General features: G+C 62.8%; 15 protein-coding genes. 6 read left to right on the top strand and 9 right to left on the bottom strand.

The features are described 5' to 3' along the window. Positions 1-53 precede the first annotated feature (53 nt). From CO676_RS01450 to CO676_RS01440, 3 genes are all read left to right on the top strand, one after another. On the top strand, positions 54-1,292 hold the full coding sequence (locus CO676_RS01450; RefSeq protein WP_097519411.1) for a DNA recombination protein RmuC: 1,239 nt from the start codon (positions 54-56) through the stop codon (positions 1,290-1,292). 51 nt (positions 1,293-1,343) lie between these two features. Beyond that, positions 1,344-2,243, top strand: a complete 900-nt coding sequence (locus CO676_RS01445; protein ID WP_097519410.1) for a ribokinase — start codon at positions 1,344-1,346, stop codon at positions 2,241-2,243. A 280-nt stretch (positions 2,244-2,523) separates the two neighbouring features. Continuing rightward, a complete protein-coding gene (locus CO676_RS01440) occupies positions 2,524-4,884 on the top strand; it encodes a methyl-accepting chemotaxis protein (protein ID WP_097519409.1) in 2,361 nt (786 codons plus the stop codon). A 52-nt stretch (positions 4,885-4,936) separates the two neighbouring features. On the opposite strand, the gene CO676_RS01435 is transcribed toward CO676_RS01440, so the two are convergent. Then, positions 4,937-5,881: a nucleoside hydrolase gene (locus CO676_RS01435; RefSeq protein ID WP_097519408.1), complete on the bottom strand. Its 945-nt coding sequence runs from the start codon at positions 5,879-5,881 to the stop codon at positions 4,937-4,939. A gap of 252 nt (positions 5,882-6,133) precedes the next feature. On the opposite strand from CO676_RS01435, the gene CO676_RS01430 reads away from it, so the two are divergent. Both CO676_RS01430 and CO676_RS01425 read left to right on the top strand, forming a co-directional pair. Further along, entirely contained in the window at positions 6,134-6,565 is a 432-nt protein-coding gene (locus CO676_RS01430; protein WP_014760858.1) for an Hsp20 family protein, read from the top strand. A 49-nt stretch (positions 6,566-6,614) separates the two neighbouring features. Further along, a complete protein-coding gene (locus CO676_RS01425; RefSeq protein ID WP_014760857.1) occupies positions 6,615-6,872 on the top strand; it encodes a DUF1150 family protein in 258 nt (85 codons plus the stop codon). Between the two features lie 223 nt (positions 6,873-7,095). On the opposite strand, the gene CO676_RS01420 is transcribed toward CO676_RS01425, so the two are convergent. The 4 genes from CO676_RS01420 to lnt all read right to left on the bottom strand — a co-directional run bounded on the left by CO676_RS01420 (position 7,096) and on the right by lnt (position 11,691). After that, complete coding sequence (locus CO676_RS01420) at positions 7,096-7,809, bottom strand: tRNA (guanosine(46)-N(7))-methyltransferase TrmB (protein WP_097519407.1); 714 nt, start codon at positions 7,807-7,809, stop codon at positions 7,096-7,098. 230 nt (positions 7,810-8,039) lie between these two features. Next, positions 8,040-9,308 carry a methionine adenosyltransferase gene (gene metK, locus CO676_RS01415; RefSeq protein WP_097519406.1) on the bottom strand — a complete coding sequence of 423 codons (1,269 nt, stop codon included), beginning with the start codon at positions 9,306-9,308 and terminating at the stop codon, positions 8,040-8,042. Between the two features lie 225 nt (positions 9,309-9,533). Next, positions 9,534-9,950: a helix-turn-helix transcriptional regulator gene (locus CO676_RS01410; RefSeq protein WP_014760854.1), complete on the bottom strand. Its 417-nt coding sequence runs from the start codon at positions 9,948-9,950 to the stop codon at positions 9,534-9,536. 145 nt (positions 9,951-10,095) lie between these two features. Then, positions 10,096-11,691, bottom strand: a complete 1,596-nt coding sequence (gene lnt / locus CO676_RS01405) for an apolipoprotein N-acyltransferase (protein ID WP_097519405.1) — start codon at positions 11,689-11,691, stop codon at positions 10,096-10,098. A gap of 379 nt (positions 11,692-12,070) precedes the next feature. Between lnt and CO676_RS01400 the strand changes: the two genes are divergently transcribed. Further along, entirely contained in the window at positions 12,071-12,646 is a 576-nt protein-coding gene (locus tag CO676_RS01400) for an NYN domain-containing protein (RefSeq protein ID WP_097519404.1), read from the top strand. A 40-nt stretch (positions 12,647-12,686) separates the two neighbouring features. Here CO676_RS01400 and CO676_RS01395 read toward each other — a convergent pair whose 3' ends face one another. The 4 genes from CO676_RS01395 to miaB all read right to left on the bottom strand — a co-directional run bounded on the left by CO676_RS01395 (position 12,687) and on the right by miaB (position 16,942). After that, positions 12,687-13,835 (bottom strand): hemolysin family protein, encoded by a 1,149-nt coding sequence (locus tag CO676_RS01395; protein ID WP_014760850.1) that lies wholly within the window; start codon positions 13,833-13,835, stop codon positions 12,687-12,689. Between the two features lie 12 nt (positions 13,836-13,847). Beyond that, the gene (ybeY, locus tag CO676_RS01390; protein ID WP_014760849.1) at positions 13,848-14,354 is read right to left on the bottom strand and encodes an rRNA maturation RNase YbeY; all 507 of its coding nucleotides are present in this window, start codon (positions 14,352-14,354) and stop codon (positions 13,848-13,850) included. Positions 14,355-14,371: 17 nt separating this feature from the next. Next, entirely contained in the window at positions 14,372-15,427 is a 1,056-nt protein-coding gene (locus CO676_RS01385; protein ID WP_014760848.1) for a PhoH family protein, read from the bottom strand. Between the two features lie 114 nt (positions 15,428-15,541). Further along, a complete protein-coding gene (miaB, locus tag CO676_RS01380) occupies positions 15,542-16,942 on the bottom strand; it encodes a tRNA (N6-isopentenyl adenosine(37)-C2)-methylthiotransferase MiaB (protein ID WP_097519403.1) in 1,401 nt (466 codons plus the stop codon). Between the last annotated feature and the right edge of the window lie 42 nt (positions 16,943-16,984).

Below are 16,984 nucleotides of genomic sequence, written 5' to 3'. Positions count from 1 at the left end.
TTTGTTCTTGGTTTGATCTGGTTTTTGGATGCGAATCTGTTTAGGCTGCGGCCATGGAGCCCAATGCCTTTGCCTTCGACCAGCCGTTGTTCCTCATCGGCACCTTTCCCGTAACGGCTGGCCACCTGGTCACCGTTGCCGCTCTCCTGTTCGTTTTGCTAGCGATTGCATCCGCTCGCAGGGCGCGCGCGCTTGACGCCGACGACCGGGACCGGCAGCTATCGGCGCTCCTGGCGGCGCAGACCGAGATGCAGGGACGCATCGCCGCGATGGCGGAGGTGTTCGGCACGCGGCAGACAGAACTCAATCAAACGCTCAGCCAGCGCATCGACGGTATGACGCACCGGATCGGCGCCTCGATCAGCGAGCAGACGAAGGCGACGCATGAGAACCTGCGGCGGCTGCAGGAGCGGCTGGCGGTCATCGACAGCGCCCAGAACAACATCCAGTCGCTCGCGAAAGACATGGCCGGGTTGCAGAGCATTCTTGCCAACAAGCAGACACGCGGCGCCTTCGGCCAGTCGCGCATGGAGGCGATCGTCGCCGACGGCCTGCCCATGGGCGCCTTCACCTTCCAGGCGACGCTCTCGAACGGCGCGCGGCCGGATTGCATCATCCGCATGCCGAACGACCAGCCGCCGCTCGTCATCGACGCGAAGTTCCCGCTCGAAGCCTGGAACGCCATGCGCGATGCGCCGAGTGCCGAGCGGCGCCAGCAGGCGGCGCAGTCCTTCCGGCGCGACATGGAGGTGCACATTCGCGATATCGCCAGCAAATACCTGCTCGCCGGCGAAACGCAGGACACGGCCTTCCTCTTCGTTCCGTCCGAATCGATCTTCGCCGAAATCCACGAGCATTTCGAAGCCATCGTGCAGAAGGCCCATCGCCAGCGTGTCGTCATCGTCTCGCCGTCGCTGCTGCTCCTCTCCATCCAGGTGATCCAGGCGATCCTCAAGGATGCCCGCATGCGCGAGCAGGCGCATCTGATCCAGGGCGAGGTGGTGCGGCTCATGGAGGATTTGTCGCGGCTCGACGAACGGGTCAGAAAGCTGCAGGGGCACTTCGCCATGACGCAGAAGGACGTCGAAGACATCTTGATCTCCTCGGACAAGCTGACGCGGCGCGGCGCCAAGATCGAGGCGCTCGAGCTGCAAGCGGTCACGCCGGTCGCGCAGGACGCCAAGGCGGCGGGAGACAAGGCGACGGGCGACAAGGCTGCGGGCGACAGGGGTGACCGGACGGTCGACAACCGCATCGGGCAATTGAAGCTGCGGGTGGTTGACGAGGACTGACAGGCTCGGGCACTCTCCGGCAAAATCAGCAACCCGACGGGATACCTTCACATGATCACTGTCTTTGGGTCCATCAACATGGACCTGATCGCCACGACCGCACGCCTTCCGAAGCCCGGCGAAACCGTCGCCGGAACGGGCTTTTCCACCGCCGCCGGCGGCAAGGGCGCAAACCAGGCGCTGGCAGCCCGTCGCGCCGGTGCTTCTGTCCGCATGGCCGGCGCCGTCGGCTCGGACAGCTTCGCGGAAGGCGCGCTTGCCCTGCTCAAGGCTGCTGGCACCGACCTTGGCCTCACCAAGACCGTCGGCGCACCGACCGGGACCGCGCATATCCTCGTCGGCGGCGATGGCGAGAACGTCATCGTCGTCGTCGCCAGCGCCAATGCCACGGTGAGCGAGGGCGACGCGGTTTCCGCCGTCGAGCAGATGTCGGCCGGCGACACGCTGATGCTGCAGCTCGAAATTCCCGCTGCCTCGATGGAAAAGGCGCTCGTAGAGGCAAAACGCCGCGGCATCCGCTCGATCATTAATATCGCGCCGCTGACGCCGGAGGCCGCCCGCCTCGGCCGCATGGCCGATATCGTGATCGCCAACGAGACCGAGTTTGAGCTGCTCGCGGGCAGAAGCGGGATCGCCGGCGCCGAACGGGAAGCGGCGATAAAAGGCCTCCACGATGAAACCGGACAAACCGTCATCGTCACGCTCGGCGCCGAAGGGGTTGCCGCCGCCCATCAGGGCGAAATCCATCGCGCCAGGGGGCTGGCCATTGAGCCGGTCGACACTGTCGGGGCCGGCGATACGTTCTGCGGCTATCTCGCGGCGAGCCTCGACGCGGGCCTCGCCTTCCCCGATGCGCTGCGCCGCGCCGCGGTTGCCGGGTCGCTCGCCTGCCTGAAAGCGGGAGCGCAGCCGTCCATACCGCTCGACTCCGAGGTCGCCGCGCGTCTTTGACCCGCGACAGCCAATTTCTGCCCGTTTCGCAATCTGGATAGGATTTGGCGCGGCAACGATGCTTGCCGCGCAGAATCCACTTTGGAGGGCCAGGAATTGGCCCGGATATTGGCCGTATTTTAATCTTTGATGATCTATCCAGATTGCGAGCGGCCCACGCGCAGCGGGCCGCTTCGTTCGTGCCGGTCGGCATCACGCGCTCCATGAGGGAGCTTCACCCATAATTTGGAATGTCATGCCGCAGGCACAAACCTGCGGACCTCTCGTGCGTGAGGATTTCATGTTCAACTTCCATGCCAAATCGCTAGCCACCAAGCTGATCGCCGTCACGGGCGGGACAATCGGGCTCGTGCTGCTCGCGTCGAATTTCGTTCTCATCTCGCAGACCCAGGATCGTGTCGAGACGCTAGTCTTCGACGGCGCCAAGACGGAGGCTCGCGCGATTGCCGCCGATATCGCCGGCAGCGTCGGAGAGCTCGCCGCCGCTGCCCGGACGATGTCGGGTGTGCTCGGCCGCGGGCATGCCGGGAAATCGACCGACCGTGCCGGCGCCATCAACCTGTTGAAGGCAAATCTCGACCAGCACGACTTCGCCTTCGGCAGCTGGTTCGCCGAAGCGCCGAAAGCCTTTGACGGCAAGGACGTCGTCAATAGCACCGAACTCGGCGGCAATGCGGAAGGCGCGTTCACGCCCTATTGGTCGAAGGATCGCAACGGCAAGGCACAGCTCTCGACCTTCCGTGCGGACTATGCGGCCGAATGGTACAGCCTTGCCGCCAAGAGCGGCAAAGGCGCCATCACCCAGCCTTACATGGCTGAAGGCACCGACGTTCCGACGACGATGACATCGCTGGCCTATCCGGTGATGTCCGACGGCAAGATGATCGGCGTTTCCGGCGTCGACATCTCGCTCGCCTCGCTTGCCGACCGGCTCGCAACGCTCAAGCCGTTCGGTTCGGGTCGCGTCTACCTGCTATCGCAGGATGGCAAGTGGCTCGCCGCGCCGATTCCCGATCTCCTGATGAAGGACTATGAAGGCGAGGGTGAAGACGTCATAAAGAACGCGCTGTCGTCCAAAGCGTCAGGCATGATCAGGAACCTGATCTATGACGGAAACGCGCCCTTCGACCGCGTCGTCTATCCCTTCAAACTGCCAGATGTGAATGCCAACTGGGTCATCCTTGTCGACGTGCCGCGCACCGCCATCAATGCGCCGGTCAACGATCAGACCTATATGATGATCATCGGCGGTATCGTCGTCCTCGCAGCCGTGCTCGCCGGCCTCTATCTCGCCGTCCGCCGCTTTGTTCAGAAGCCGCTCGCCGGGCTCGTCCGCGACGTCGAAACGCTCAGCAATGGCGACTATGCAAAGCCGATCTCCGGCCAGGACCGCTCCGACGAGACCGGCTCGGTCGCCAAGGCGCTCGAAGGCTTCCGTCACCAGCTTGCCGACGCAAAGCGCCTCGAAGGTGAAGCCCGTCACGAGCGCGAACAGGCCGAACTGGAGCGCAGCCGCTCGGAAACCGAGCGGGCCGAGACCGGCGCGCTGCAACGCGATATCGTCGCGCGCCTCGGCAAGGGCCTCTCGCATCTCGCTTCCGGCGACCTGGCCTACCGGATCGCCGACGATTTCCCGGGCGAGTACGCCCAGCTGAAGCGCGACTTCAATGCGACGATCGAGAGCCTCGAAGAGACGATCCGCACCGTCAATCATTCGGTCCTCAACATCGGCAGCGGCACCGGCGAGATTTCAAGCGCCGCCAACGACCTCTCGCACCGGACCGAGCAGCAGGCCGCAAGCCTCGAGGAAACCGCCGCCGCCCTCGACCAGCTGACGTCGCAAGTCGATGCCAGCGCCGAAAACGCCAAGATCGCGGCAAAGTCGGTCGAGCTCGCGAGCAGCGATGCCGAGCAGTCCGGTGCGGTCGTCCAGAAGGCGATCGCCGCGATGCAGGGCATCGAGCAGTCCTCGCACGAGGTCAGTCGCATCATCGGCGTCATCGACGAGATCGCCTTCCAGACGAACCTGCTCGCCCTCAATGCGGGTGTCGAGGCCGCTCGCGCCGGCGAGGCCGGCAAGGGTTTCGCGGTCGTCGCGCAGGAGGTCCGCGAGCTTGCCCAACGCTCTGCCAATGCCGCCAAGGAGATCAAGACCTTGATCAACACCTCGGCGGGACAGGTGCGCGAGGGCGTCGATCTCGTCGGCAAGACGGGCGGCGCGCTCAGGAAGATCGCCGATCAGGTGGTGCAGATCAACGGCCTTATCCGCCAGATCTCCAGCTCCGCCTCGGAGCAGGCCGTCGGCCTCAAGGAGATCAACTCGGCCGTCAACCAGATGGATCAGGTGACGCAGCAGAATGCGGCGATGGTCGAAGAGACGACGGCCGCCGGCATGACGCTGAACGAAGAGGCCCGGTCGCTGAGCGAACTGGTCTCGCGGTTCCGCGTGGCCCAGCGGGAGCAGACAAAGTCTTCCGCCGACATGCTGCGCGGCACCGCCGCCAAGATGCGAACCGCAGAGGCCCCCCGCCCGGCAGCGGAAACGCCGGCGGCACGCGGCTATTCGAGCTCGACGCAGCGGGTTCTCGTCCAGACCTCCGGCGCAAACGCCCTCGCCCAAGGCAGTTGGGAAGAGTTCTGATCGAACCAAACAAGATGAAAACGGCGCCCAAGCGGGGGCGCCGTTTTCATTTTCAGAGGCGCGCCAGGCGGTCGGTCAGGAGGTCGAAGAAGCCCTCGTCGTCGATGTGGCGCATCACCTTGGCATTGTGCTTGCGGCCGGTGACCTGCCACCAGTCGACCACCGTCATGCCGGTGGTCAGTGCCGAGGCCGTCTCGATCTCGACATTGCAGTCGCGGCCGGTGAAGAGCTCCGGCCGCAACAGATAGGCGATCACCGTCGGGTCGTGTAGGGGGCCGCCGTCGGTGCCGTATTTCTCGATGTCGAAGCGTTCGAAGAACTCCAGCATTTCAGCCAGTGCGACCGCTGCCGGGCTGCCGATGGCGCGTATCTTTTCGACCCGGACCTTGTGGGTGAGGACCCGGTGCGTCACGTCGAGCGGCATCATCACGATCGGGATGCCGGAACGGAGGACGATTTCGGCCGCTTCCGGATCGACATAGACGTTGAATTCAGCCGCCGGCGTGATGTTGCCGCCTTCGAAGAAGCCGCCGCCCATCATCACCAGTTCCCGCACCCGGGGCGCGATCTCCGGCGCCTTGGTGAGCGCCAGGGCGATATTGGTAAGCGGGCCCAGCGTGCAGAGCGTCACCGCGCCCGGCGCTTCGGCAAGCAGCGTCTCGATGATGAAATCGACGGCGTGCTGCTCTTGAAGCGGCATCGCCGGCTCGCTGAGTTCGGGACCGTCGAGCCCGGTCTTGCCGTGCACGTGCTCGGCAGTCACCAGCGGGCGCGCGACGGGCCGCTCGGCGCCGGCAAAGATCTTGACGTCGGTTCTGTTGCAGAGCTCGCAGACGATCCGCGCGTTGCGCGTCGTCAACGTCAGCGGCACGTTGCCGGCGACGGCGGTGATGCCGAGCACGTCGATTTCCTCCGGACTGCCGAAAGCAAGCATGATCGCGGCTGCATCGTCCTGTCCCGGATCCGTGTCGATGATGATCTTTCTCGCGTTTGTCACTTTCTTCCTCCTGCGAGCCGGATGGTCTCGGATACCAGGCCATGACCTAGTGGGCCAACGATCCGGCAAAGGGAGACTACCATGCAGCAGCCTGCACCTGCGCCGGATTTGCGCCTTCGCAGCGAACTATGATTTGCGTGCGCGGCCGAGGCAAGCCGCTTGCACTCGTTGCGCACAGCTACCATATTGCTTTCCAAGGATGCTGCCTGGCAGGTCCGAAAGATGGTCGCTTGAGCTCACAAGGACTTGGGAATGAGCAGGATTACGCCTTTTACGAGCCCGCTGCTGGTGGGCTTCGACAGCATGGAAAAGACCCTCGAGCGGATCGCCAAGGCGAACGACGGATACCCACCCTACAATATCGAGCGCATTCGCGGCGATAGCGCCGCCGGCACGCCGGAACGGCTGCGGATCACGCTCGCCGTCGCAGGGTTTTCCGATGAGGATCTGGAAGTGACGACGGAAGAGAACCAGCTCGTCATTCGCGGTCGTCAGGTCGAAACCGGTGAAAAGGATTATCTCCATCGCGGCATCGCCGCCAGACAATTTCAACGGACTTTCGTGCTTGCCGACGGTATGCGGGTGCTCGGCGCCGAGCTTCGAAACGGCCTCCTTTCGGTCGATCTGGTGCGCCCCGAGCCGGTCCGTATGGTAAAGAAAATTAACATTTCGGTCCCAGAATAGGATAACCGGCGGGATTTTCCTCCCGCGCCGGCGACCACGGAGCATCACCATGGGACTGAAAGCCATCACCTCATCGCTGTCGAAGCACGACCTTGCGCATCTCGGCGCGGGCGAAGTCGGCTATATCCGCAAGATGCGATCGGAGGAGGTCTCCCGCTGCTTTCCGGAAGCGCCCGAGATGGGACCGGGAATCGATCTCTGGGCCCTGTTCGCGGCGGACGGCACGCCGATTCTCTTGACCGACAACCGCTCGAGCACCTTCTTCAAGGCCGCCGAGGACGACCTTCGCACCGTCAGTCTGCATTGATTCCCGCGCGGGGTTGTCATCCGGCCCGCCCTCATTCCGCCTGCCGGCCACTTCTCCCCGCCGGCTGGACGAAGGTGACCCGCGGCAAGGCTCAGAGCCTTCCAATCCCCTCTCCGCGTCGCGAGGAGAGGGTTTACCCCTACAGCGCCGTGCGTCTATTCAGACGCACAAAGGACGCTGTAGCACTTTGAATTACTGCATGTATCCTTAAATCGAATGCGATTTAAGGATACATGCAGTAAGCGCGACGGAACGTCAGATAGGCGGAACTGCGCCCTTCCCGGCGGGCCTTGGCTTCGTAGCGCGTGCTCGGCCAGCCGGCGAAGGGGGTCAGCCAGTCGGCCGATGTTTCGGCTGTCCACTCGAAGGCCGCATGGTCGCGGCAATGGATGAGCGTCCAATTGACATAGCTGTCGATATCGGAGGCGAAACAGAAGCGGCCGCCGGGCTTCAGGACGCGCGCGAAGCGGTCGAGATTGACCTTCGAGACGAAACGCCGTTTCCAATGCTTCCGTTTCGGCCAGGGATCGGGATAGAGCAGATCGATCTGATCGACGGAGGCCAGGGGCAGCCAATCGAGCACCTGCGTCGCATCGTCGTCATGAAGCCGGACATTGTCAATCTCTCTGGCTTCGATCTGCCCAAGCAGCTTTGCCATGGAATTGACGAAGGGCTCCACGCCGATGAAGCCCGTGGACGGGTCCTCCGCCGCCCGATGAATGAGATGTTCGCCACCGCCGAAGCCGATTTCCAGACGGATTCGCGTCACGGCAGCAGGGAAAAGCGCCGGCAGTTCATCCGGCGCCGGCTCCTTGAGATCGAGCCTCAGGGCCGGCAGCAGGTTCTCGATCTGCGCGGCTTGGCGTTCCCGCAACGGCTTACCCTTGCGGCGGCCGAAAAAGGCCTCCGTTGCTCTGGCGCGGCGCGGTTCGGTCATATCGTTCTTCCTTTGATCGGGATGGTCTCATTCGATCGAAGATCACAAACATGATCGACTTCAGTATGTCCAGACACGGGCTCGCAACGTTCACACCTTCCCGCACGAACAAAAGGGGCGGAGGCTCCTTCCGAGCATCCGCCCCCAAATCTGCGTGTGTGTACATGAGCCCGACCAACGCCGTGGCGCTGTTGTCGGCGCGGGAGGCTATCGCCACCCCGCGAACAGACTTAAGCGGCGCGGCTGTTGATTGCCGTCGAGTCGAGCGAGATCGCCTCCTTCAGCGGCTTGACGAGATCGAGCTTCTCCCAGGAGAAGGAACCGTCGCGGCCAGCCTTGCGGCCGAAATGGCCATAGGCGGAAGTCTTGGCATAGATCGGCTTGTTGAGGTCGAGGTGGCGGCGAATGCCGGTCGGCGAGAGATCCATCGTCTTGCGGATGGCCTTCTCGACCTGGTCCTCAGAGACCTTGCCGGTGCCGTGCAGATCGACATAGATCGACAGCGGCTGGGCGACGCCGATCGCGTAGGAGAGCTGGATCGTGCAGCGTTCGGCAAGGCCGGCCGCCACGACGTTCTTCGCCAGGTAGCGGGCGGCATAGGCGGCCGAGCGGTCGACCTTGGTGGTGTCCTTGCCGGAGAAGGCACCGCCGCCGTGCGGTGCGGCGCCGCCATAGGTGTCGACGATGATCTTGCGGCCGGTCAGGCCCGCGTCGCCGTCCGGTCCGCCGATGACGAACTTGCCGGTCGGGTTGATGTACCAGGTGCAGTCGTCGGCGATCTTCAGGTCGCCCAGGGCCTCCAGGATATAGGGCTCCACGACCTTGCGGACTTTGGCGGAATCCCAGCTGTCGTCGAGATGCTGGGTCGAAAGGACGATGGAGACGACCTCGCTCGGCTTGCCGTCGACATAGCGTACCGTCACCTGGCTCTTGGCGTCCGGGCCGAGCCTAGCGACATCGCCCTCGCCCTTCTTGCGGGCCGCGGCGAGCAGATGCAGGATACGATGCGAATAGTAGAGCGGCGCCGGCATGAGCTCGGCGGTCTCGCGGCAGGCATAGCCGAACATGATGCCCTGGTCGCCGGCCCCTTCCTCGCCCTGCTTGTCAGCGGCGTTGTCCACGCCCTGCGCAATATGCGCGGATTGGAAGTGCAGGAGCACGTCGATCTTCGCCGTCTTCCAGTGGAAGCCATCCTGTTCGTAGCCGATGTCGCGGATCGCCTTGCGGGCGGCGGCCTTGAACTTCGAGGGATTGATGACGTCGTTGCCGTTCTTGTCCTTCTTCAGAAGGCTCGGCGGCAGGCGGACTTCACCGGCGATGACGACGCGGTTGGTCGTCGCCAGCGTTTCACAGGCAATGCGCACGGTCCATGGGTCGACGCCGGATTTGGCCGCTTCGCGGTAGACCAGATCGACGATCTCATCGGAAATGCGGTCACACACTTTGTCCGGATGACCTTCGGCAACGGATTCGCTTGTGAACAGGTAATTTGCGCGCATGCGGGAAGTCCCCTCAATGAAAGAAGTGGCCCAGTGTTTAGTGGTTTTGCCACCGAAAAACAAGCGCACAAGGACATAAATATATCTTTATATCAGCATCGCCGCACCGGATGGAACGGCATTGCTCGAACCCGCGCAGAGGAGCAAAAGTTATTTCTGGAGCGGCCACCCCATACGAAAAAAGCGGCACTCCGCCGCTTTTTTCGTATGGGTCGGAAATCTCCGCTATTCGCTTTCGGCCTCCGCCGCCAGCGCCTTCACAAGATCCACCAGCTTGCGCCGGACCTTCGGGTCGGAAATCTTCACGAATGCCCGGTTGAGCTGCAGGCCTTCGGAAGAGGACAGGAAGTCCACCACATAATTCGAGCTTGATGGTTCCGCCATTCCGGACCCGGCGCCGTCAGCGCCCGGAGCATCCTCGAAAAAGAACGAGACTGGGACGTTGAGGATGGAGGATATGTTCTGCAACCGGCTCGCCCCAACCCGGTTCGTCCCCTTCTCGTATTTCTGGATCTGCTGGAATGTGATCCCCAGACTCTCGCCGAGCTTCTCCTGGCTCATGCCAAGCATCGTTCGGCGAAGGCGAATCCTGCTACCGACATGAATGTCGATCGGGTTCGGCTTCTTCTTGTTTTCAATCATAGTCGCGTTCCTGAACACGCTGTTTCGATAAGCCACAACCAGTCATTGCCGTAGCGATTGACGACAGCCTGCCAGCGAAAGCAGGGCTCCAGTGGCAGGCAGAGGTTGATGGTAAAAATCACTATGCAATTTTAGGGGTTTTAGGTCAATTCGTCCGAAAATTTAAACTTCTACGCGATATCGCCGCAACCAACAATAGAAACGCTGCCGTGAACCAGAAGATCCTGCCACGCGTCATACTGTCGGTCGGGGTGGGCATCTTGCCCGGCAGAATTGCGTCCGTCACTCCCTTGTAATTGTATCCCAATCCTACCACTAAAACACCACGTGCATCAACAATTGCTGATATACCGGTGTTGGCGGCGCGAATCATCGGCGTGCCGGTCTCGACGGCGCGCAGTCGCGCCTGATGAATATGCTGGCGCGGGCCGGGCGTGTCGCCGAACCAGGCGTCATTGGTGACGTTCAGGAGCGCGTCGGACACGGGCGCATTGCCGTCGATCTCGTCGGCGAAAATCGCTTCGTAACAGATCAGCGGATACAATGTCCTACCGCCGGGCAGGGTCAGGACCGAACGGTTCGACGCCGCCGAAAAGCCGCCGGGCATCGCAACGGCGAGCGAATTCAACCCCCACGAATTGAGAACGTCCTCGAAGGGCACATACTCGCCGAAGGGAACGAGATGGACCTTGTCCGCTGCGCCGACGATCTGGCCGCGGTCGTCGATGACGTAGATCGAATTATAGTAGCGCGGCGGCAGGCCCGCCCCCGCATCCTCAGTGCGCACGGCGCCGGCCAAGAGAACCTGCCCCTCCTGGAGAACCTCCGCGATCTCGGTCAGCGCGTCGGGATTGTCCGTCAGGATGAAAGGAATCGAGGTTTCCGGCCAGACGATGATATCCGGCCGCTTGCCGCCCTCCTGTGGAGGCGCGGCCGTGAGGGCCAGATGCGTCTTGAAGATCGCCGCGCGCTCGCGATCATCCATCTTCTTCGCCTGGTCGATCACCGGCTGGACGAGGCGAACGGTGCGCTCCGGCGTCAGCGGCTCAGGCGCCGGCAGGGAAAGCCTGTAATAGCCGTAGCCGATATGCGCGGCGAAGAGCGCGGCAGCGACGGCTAGGCCGATCCGGGCGCCCTTGCCGGTACCGACGAGGGCCGGGGCGGCAAAAACGAAAACCGCCAGCATGTTGATCGTCGCCACGTTCACAACGCTCGCCGACTGCATCATCAGCGGCATCGGCATCGCGGCATAGCCCACCGCGTTCCAGGGAAAACCGGTGAACAGAAAGCTGCGCAGCCATTCGGCGACACCGAAGCCGACGGCAAGAGCAGCAATGCGACCGACACCATCGGACCATAGGCAACGGGCAATGAGCACTGCAAGCGCATAGAACAAGGCGAGGACGGCGGGAAGACCGACAACTGCCAGCGGAATCGCCCAGGCAAACAGTTCCGCTTCGACCAGGAAGGCGTTGCCGAGCCACCAGAGACCGCCGAGGAAATAGCCGAAGCCGAAACTCCAGCCGATCGAAGCGGCCGGCAGGAGCCGCCGAACGACACCGTCGTCCGGATGGGTGGCGACCCCGTCGATCAGCCAGACAAGCATCGGGAAGGAAATGAAGGCCGCGGCAAAAATGCCGAAAGGCGGCTGGGCGAACATCGCCAGAAGTCCGGCGAGAAAGCCGACGAATGCGCGAGACGCTCCCGAGAGCAATATGATCTTGCCTGCCAGTCTTTCCATGCAGCCTCCAAGTCGCGCGGGCTGGGCGGGCCGGACGCGTAAGATCGGTCGAATCATTGCCGGCAGCTTCCCAGAAAACCGCCTGCTTGTCCCGTGGCCGCGGCAGTCAGTAGCTTGTGCTGTTTCCCGATAGCGAAGTCAGTATCGATTGCCTGCGATCATGGCGACATGAAGGGGGCGCAATCAGCCAGATGACCTCGCCGACCGGTTGCGATATGATCGAGTTGGATTAACCACAGTTGCCGAAATTCCGGTCTCGGCCACTACAGGTTGTTCCCTCGCTGGTGCGATGCCGTTAGTCTGATTTCGGCACCACACCCGGCGACGCGTTTAGTGCAGGCGATCCAAAACAGCATCTCGGACAAAAAAAGGGGTCACCATGTTCGATTCCCGCGAGAAGATCGCGCTTTTCATCGACGGCGCCAATCTCTACGCGACATCGAAGAGCCTGGGCTTCGACATCGATTACCGTAAGTTATTGAGTGCATTCCAGAAACGCGGCTATCTCCTGCGCGCCTACTACTACACGGCGCTCATCGAAGATCTCGAATTTTCCTCAATCCGGCCTCTGATCGATTGGCTGGACTACAACGGCTACACGGTCGTGACCAAACCCGCCAAGGAGTTCACCGACGCCCTGGGCCGGCGCAAGATCAAGGGCAGCATGGATGTCGAACTCGCGATCGATGCGCTGGAGCAGCGTCATGTCGTCGACCATTACGTCCTCTTCTCCGGAGACGGCAATTTCACCACGCTTGTGGCAGCGCTGCAGCGCAACGGGCGGAAGGTCACCGTCGTGTCGACGCTTTCAACCCAGCCGCCGATGATCGCCGACGAGCTGCGCCGCAAGGCCGACCACTTCATCGACCTGACTTCGCTGCGCAGCGAGATCGACCGGCATCCACAGGAAGCGCCGGAGACGGTCAGGCCGACCAACGAAAGCGTCAATCCCTGAGGCTGCAGCAGATGGACGGAGGCGCCCGGCGACGCCGCGATCACTCCGCCGAGGTCGGCGGCGGGACGTTTGCCTGAGCCCCACCATTTGCCGGCAGCGCATCGGGCAAAGTTTCGGGCTTGACCATCCGCCGGCGCGCCGGCGGCCGCTTGCGCATGATGCGCACGCGCTTGACGCGACGCGGATCGGCGTCGAGAATCTGGAACTCGAAACCGGGAATGGCCTGCACAACCTCACCGCGAACCGGAATGCGGCCGAGGGATGCGAAAACCAGGCCGCCGAGCGTGTCGACGTCCTCGAGCTGCTCACGCACGTCGAAATCCGGACCGATCGCCTCGGCGATCTCCTCGAGCTCGACGCGCGCGTCCGCCACGAAAACGTCATCCGACGAGCGGGCGAACATCACCTCGTCGTCGTCATGCTCGTCCTCGATGTCGCCGACCACCATCTCGACGATGTCCTCGAACGAGACGAGGCCGTCGGTGCCGCCGTACTCGTCGATGACGAGCGCCATCTGAATGCGGGCGGCCTGCATGCGCTGCATGAGGTCTGAGGCCAACATCGAAGGGGGCACGAAGAGGACCTGACGAATGATGCCCGCTTCCTCGACCGTCTTGTTCAAGTCGACGCGCGAGAGATCGAAACCCGGCTTCGGCTGACGCGGCGTCTTCTCCGCGACGGCGGCCGGGTTTGGTGCCTTGCCGTTGCGGCGGCGGTTGCGGGCCTGCCGGGTCACGTAGGCCAGAAGGTCACGGATATGGACCATGCCGCGCGGGTCGTCCAGGCCTTCGCTGTAGACCGGCATGCGCGAGCGCCCGGATTCTTCGAAGAGAACCATGAGTTCGCCGAGCGTAATGCTCTGATCCACCGCCTCGATGTCGGCACGCGGCACCATCACATCCTCGACGCGAACCTCGCGGAAGCGGAGGATGTTGTTGAGCATCGCCCGCTCCTCGGGCGAAAACGCGGTGTTGCTGTCAGCATCCGTCATCAGCGCGTCGGCGAGATCCTCGCGCAGACTCGACGCACCCGCACCGCGCCACAGGCGGGCCGCACGGCTCCAGAAGGATGAGATGGGTTTGTTGCCCTCTGCTCGGGCGGTGGTACTACTACTGCCCGCGTCGGCATCGCCGGAGGCGTCGGCCTCCTCGCTGGCAACCGTTGCCGGCTGTGTCTTGAAGTCGCTCATTGTTCCAAACTGTCAATCCGGGGCTCGGTCCCCGTAGGGATCAGATAGGCCAAGACGCGCCAAAATGCGAGTCTCCAACCCCTCCATTCTTTCCGCTTCGTCGTCTTCGATATGATCATAGCCGAAAAGATGGAGGAATCCATGCACGAGAAGATGCATCAGATGCTCCTCGAACGGCTTCTCCAGTTCATCCGCTTCACGCTTCAGCGTCTCATAGGCGACGATGATGTCGCCGAGCATCGGCCCCGGCATCTTTCCGGGCGTCACCGGGAAGGCCGGAAAGGACAGCACATTGGTCGGCTTGTCCTGGTTGCGCCATTCGGCGTTGATCGTCCTCATCGACGTGTCGTCGGTAAAGACCAGCGACAGTTCCGGCGGCTCGTCCGGAAACGGCTGCTTCTCTTCCGCGGCGAGAAAATCCGCAGCCGCACCGAGAATGCGCGTGGAAAGGACGTGCAGCTCGTCCTCCGACGGCCAGTTTCCCTGCTCGACGCTGATCTGAATATCCAAAGCCATCATGACCGCTGGCGATCGCCTCAGCGGTCGCTCTGTTCGCTTTCATCGTGAACGGCCGTATGGCTTTCATAGGCCCTGACGATCCGCGCCACCATGGGATGGCGCACCACATCGGCATCCTTGAAGCGGATAACCGACACACCTTCCACCCCCTTGAGGATTTGCAGCGCCTCGACGAGACCGGATTTCACGCCGCGCGGCAGGTCGACCTGGCTCGGGTCGCCGGTGACGATCATCCGGCCGTTTTCTCCGAGGCGGGTCAGGAACATCTTCATCTGCATCGAGGTCGTGTTCTGCGCCTCGTCGAGAATGACGGCGGCATTGGCGAGCGTGCGGCCGCGCATGAAGGCCAGCGGCGCAATCTCGATGACGCCCGCCGTAATCGCCCGTTCGACCTTGTCGCCCGGCATCATGTCGTAGAGCGCGTCGTAGAGCGGCCGCAGATAGGGATCGACCTTTTCCTTCATGTCGCCGGGCAGGAAGCCGAGCCGCTCGCCCGCCTCGACCGCCGGCCGCGACAGGATGATACGATCGACCGCGCCGCGCTCCAGAAGCTGGGCCGCATGGGCGACGGCGAGATAGGTCTTGCCGGTGCCGGCCGGGCCGACGCCGAAGACGAGTTCGGCCCGCTCCAGCGCACGGATATAGGAGTCCTGCATCGGCGTGCGCGCAGCGATCGTCTTCTTGCGCGTTGAAATCTGCGCCATCGTCAACTTGGCCTTGCGCTCCATGGTCGGCAACTGCAGCTGGTCGTCGGCCGCGACCGCCATGCGGATCGCGCCTTCGACGTCGGACGTATCGATCGAGGCCCCACTTTGCAGCCTTCCGTAGAGATAGTCGAGCGCGCGCCGCGCCTGGTTGGTCGCCACGAGATCGCCGGAGATGGCAACGGAATTGCCGCGCGGCCTGGCATCGACGCGCAGCCGTTCCTCGAGCAGCTTCAAATTCTGGTCGAACTGGCCGAAGAGCTCGCTGGCGAACCGGTTGTTCTCAAATGTGAGCACGAAGTGATTGGCGTCTGTCGCGGTTGTGTTCGAATGGCGCGATGAGGATGAAATCATTTCGTGTCCGTTCAAGCGGTTCAGGCTCCTCACTTTTGATCTACAGCGCCGCGCGTAAAATGACGCGCAGAGAACGTTCTAACATCTTAACTGAGCAAAAGCTCCCGAGAAGGTGTCTCGTGCCCCTGCCTATTCGATCACCTCGGCGAACAGGCTGTTCGGGCCGGCCTTGGTGATTCGTACCTTGATAATGTCACCGATTTGCGATCGTTTTGCATCAACATTCACCGGCTGCAGCCAGGGCGAGCGGCCGACCAGCTGGCCCGGCATGCGGCCGTGCTTTTCCAGAAGCAGGTCGATCTCCCTCCCGACACAGGCGGCGGCGAAGTCGCGCTGCTGGGTGACGAGCAAACTTTGCAATCTTTCCAGACGCTTGGCCTTCACCTCTTCGGCAACCTGGTCCGTGAGATCGGCCCCCGGCGTGCCGGGACGGCTCGAGTATTTGAAAGAGAATGCCTGTGCATAACCCACCGCCTCGACGAGGCGCATCGTGTCCTCGAAATCCTCCTCGGTCTCGCCGGGGAAGCCGACGATGAAATCGCCGGAGAGCGCCAGATCGGGTTGGATGGCCCGGATCCGCTCGACAAGGGCGAGATACTCGGCCGCCGTATGGCGCCGGTTCATCGCCTTCAGGATGCGGTCGGACCCGGATTGGACCGGCAGATGCAGATAGGGCATCAGCTTGGCCATCGATCGGTGTGCCTCGATCAGGCTCTCATCCATATCGCGCGGATGGCTGGTGGTGTAGCGTAGCCGCGCCAGTCCGTCGATCTCGCCGAGACGCCACAACAGATCCCCGAGGCCCCAATCGCGGCCGTCCGGCCCGGTTCCGTGCCAGGCATTGACGTTCTGGCCGAGCAGCGTGATCTCGCGCACGCCGCCGTCGACCAGCTTTTCCGCTTCGGCGATGATCTGCGCCACCGGCCGCGAGACCTCTGCGCCACGGGTGTAGGGCACCACGCAGAAGGTGCAGAACTTGTCGCATCCCTCCTGCACGGTGAGGAAGGCGGTGACGCCACGGGCACGGGTCTTGGCCTTGTCCGGCGCCGGCAGGTGTTCGAATTTGTCCTCTATGGCGTAGTCCGTCTCGACGACGCGCTCGCCGCTCCTTGCCCGCTTCAACGCCTCGGGCAGCCGGTGATAGGTTTGCGGGCCGATGACGAGATCGACCGCCGGCGCGCGGCGCAAGATTTCGTTGCCCTCGGCCTGGGCGACGCAGCCGGCGACGCCGATTACCATTTCGCGGCCCTCGCTCGCCTTCGTCTTCTTCAATTCGCGCAGGCGGCCCAATTCGGAATAAACCTTTTCGGCTGCCTTCTCGCGGATATGACAGGTGTTGAGCAGGACAAAGTCGGCATCTTCCAGCACGTCCGTCGCAACATAGCCGTCCCGCGACAGGGCGTCGGACATGCGATCGGAATCATAGACGTTCATCTGGCATCCATAGGTCTTGACGAAGACCTTGCGCGCCGGAACGTGTTCGTCGCCCGCGACAGGCGATTTCGGCAGAAGAGCGGTTTCCTGGGTCATGCGGGTTCTTTAGTGCAAAGCGGCCCAAAATTGAAGCATTTT

The organism is Sinorhizobium sp. BJ1 (assembly GCF_002531555.1).
GTDB classification, from domain to species: Bacteria; Pseudomonadota; Alphaproteobacteria; order Rhizobiales; family Rhizobiaceae; genus Sinorhizobium; species Sinorhizobium fredii_B.
The sequence above is the reverse complement of the archived record's forward strand: the minus strand, read 5'-3'. Positions and strand labels throughout refer to the sequence as shown.

What these genes read in the sequence shown, in the direction of transcription:
- CO676_RS01450 (WP_097519411.1), top strand. Translation starts at nt 54, where the DNA reads ATGGAGCCCAATGCCTTTGCCTTCGACCAGCCGTTGTTCCTCATCGGC.
- CO676_RS01445 (WP_097519410.1), top strand. Translation starts at nt 1,344, where the DNA reads ATGATCACTGTCTTTGGGTCCATCAACATGGACCTGATCGCCACGACC.
- CO676_RS01440 (WP_097519409.1), top strand. Translation starts at nt 2,524, where the DNA reads ATGTTCAACTTCCATGCCAAATCGCTAGCCACCAAGCTGATCGCCGTC.
- CO676_RS01430 (WP_014760858.1), top strand. Translation starts at nt 6,134, where the DNA reads ATGAGCAGGATTACGCCTTTTACGAGCCCGCTGCTGGTGGGCTTCGAC.
- CO676_RS01425 (WP_014760857.1), top strand. Translation starts at nt 6,615, where the DNA reads ATGGGACTGAAAGCCATCACCTCATCGCTGTCGAAGCACGACCTTGCG.
- CO676_RS01420 (WP_097519407.1), bottom strand. Translation starts at nt 7,809, where the DNA reads ATGACCGAACCGCGCCGCGCCAGAGCAACGGAGGCCTTTTTCGGCCGC.
- metK (WP_097519406.1), bottom strand. Translation starts at nt 9,308, where the DNA reads ATGCGCGCAAATTACCTGTTCACAAGCGAATCCGTTGCCGAAGGTCAT.
- CO676_RS01410 (WP_014760854.1), bottom strand. Translation starts at nt 9,950, where the DNA reads ATGATTGAAAACAAGAAGAAGCCGAACCCGATCGACATTCATGTCGGT.
- lnt (WP_097519405.1), bottom strand. Translation starts at nt 11,691, where the DNA reads ATGGAAAGACTGGCAGGCAAGATCATATTGCTCTCGGGAGCGTCTCGC.
- CO676_RS01400 (WP_097519404.1), top strand. Translation starts at nt 12,071, where the DNA reads ATGTTCGATTCCCGCGAGAAGATCGCGCTTTTCATCGACGGCGCCAAT.
- CO676_RS01395 (WP_014760850.1), bottom strand. Translation starts at nt 13,835, where the DNA reads ATGAGCGACTTCAAGACACAGCCGGCAACGGTTGCCAGCGAGGAGGCC.
- ybeY (WP_014760849.1), bottom strand. Translation starts at nt 14,354, where the DNA reads ATGATGGCTTTGGATATTCAGATCAGCGTCGAGCAGGGAAACTGGCCG.
- miaB (WP_097519403.1), bottom strand. Translation starts at nt 16,942, where the DNA reads ATGACCCAGGAAACCGCTCTTCTGCCGAAATCGCCTGTCGCGGGCGAC.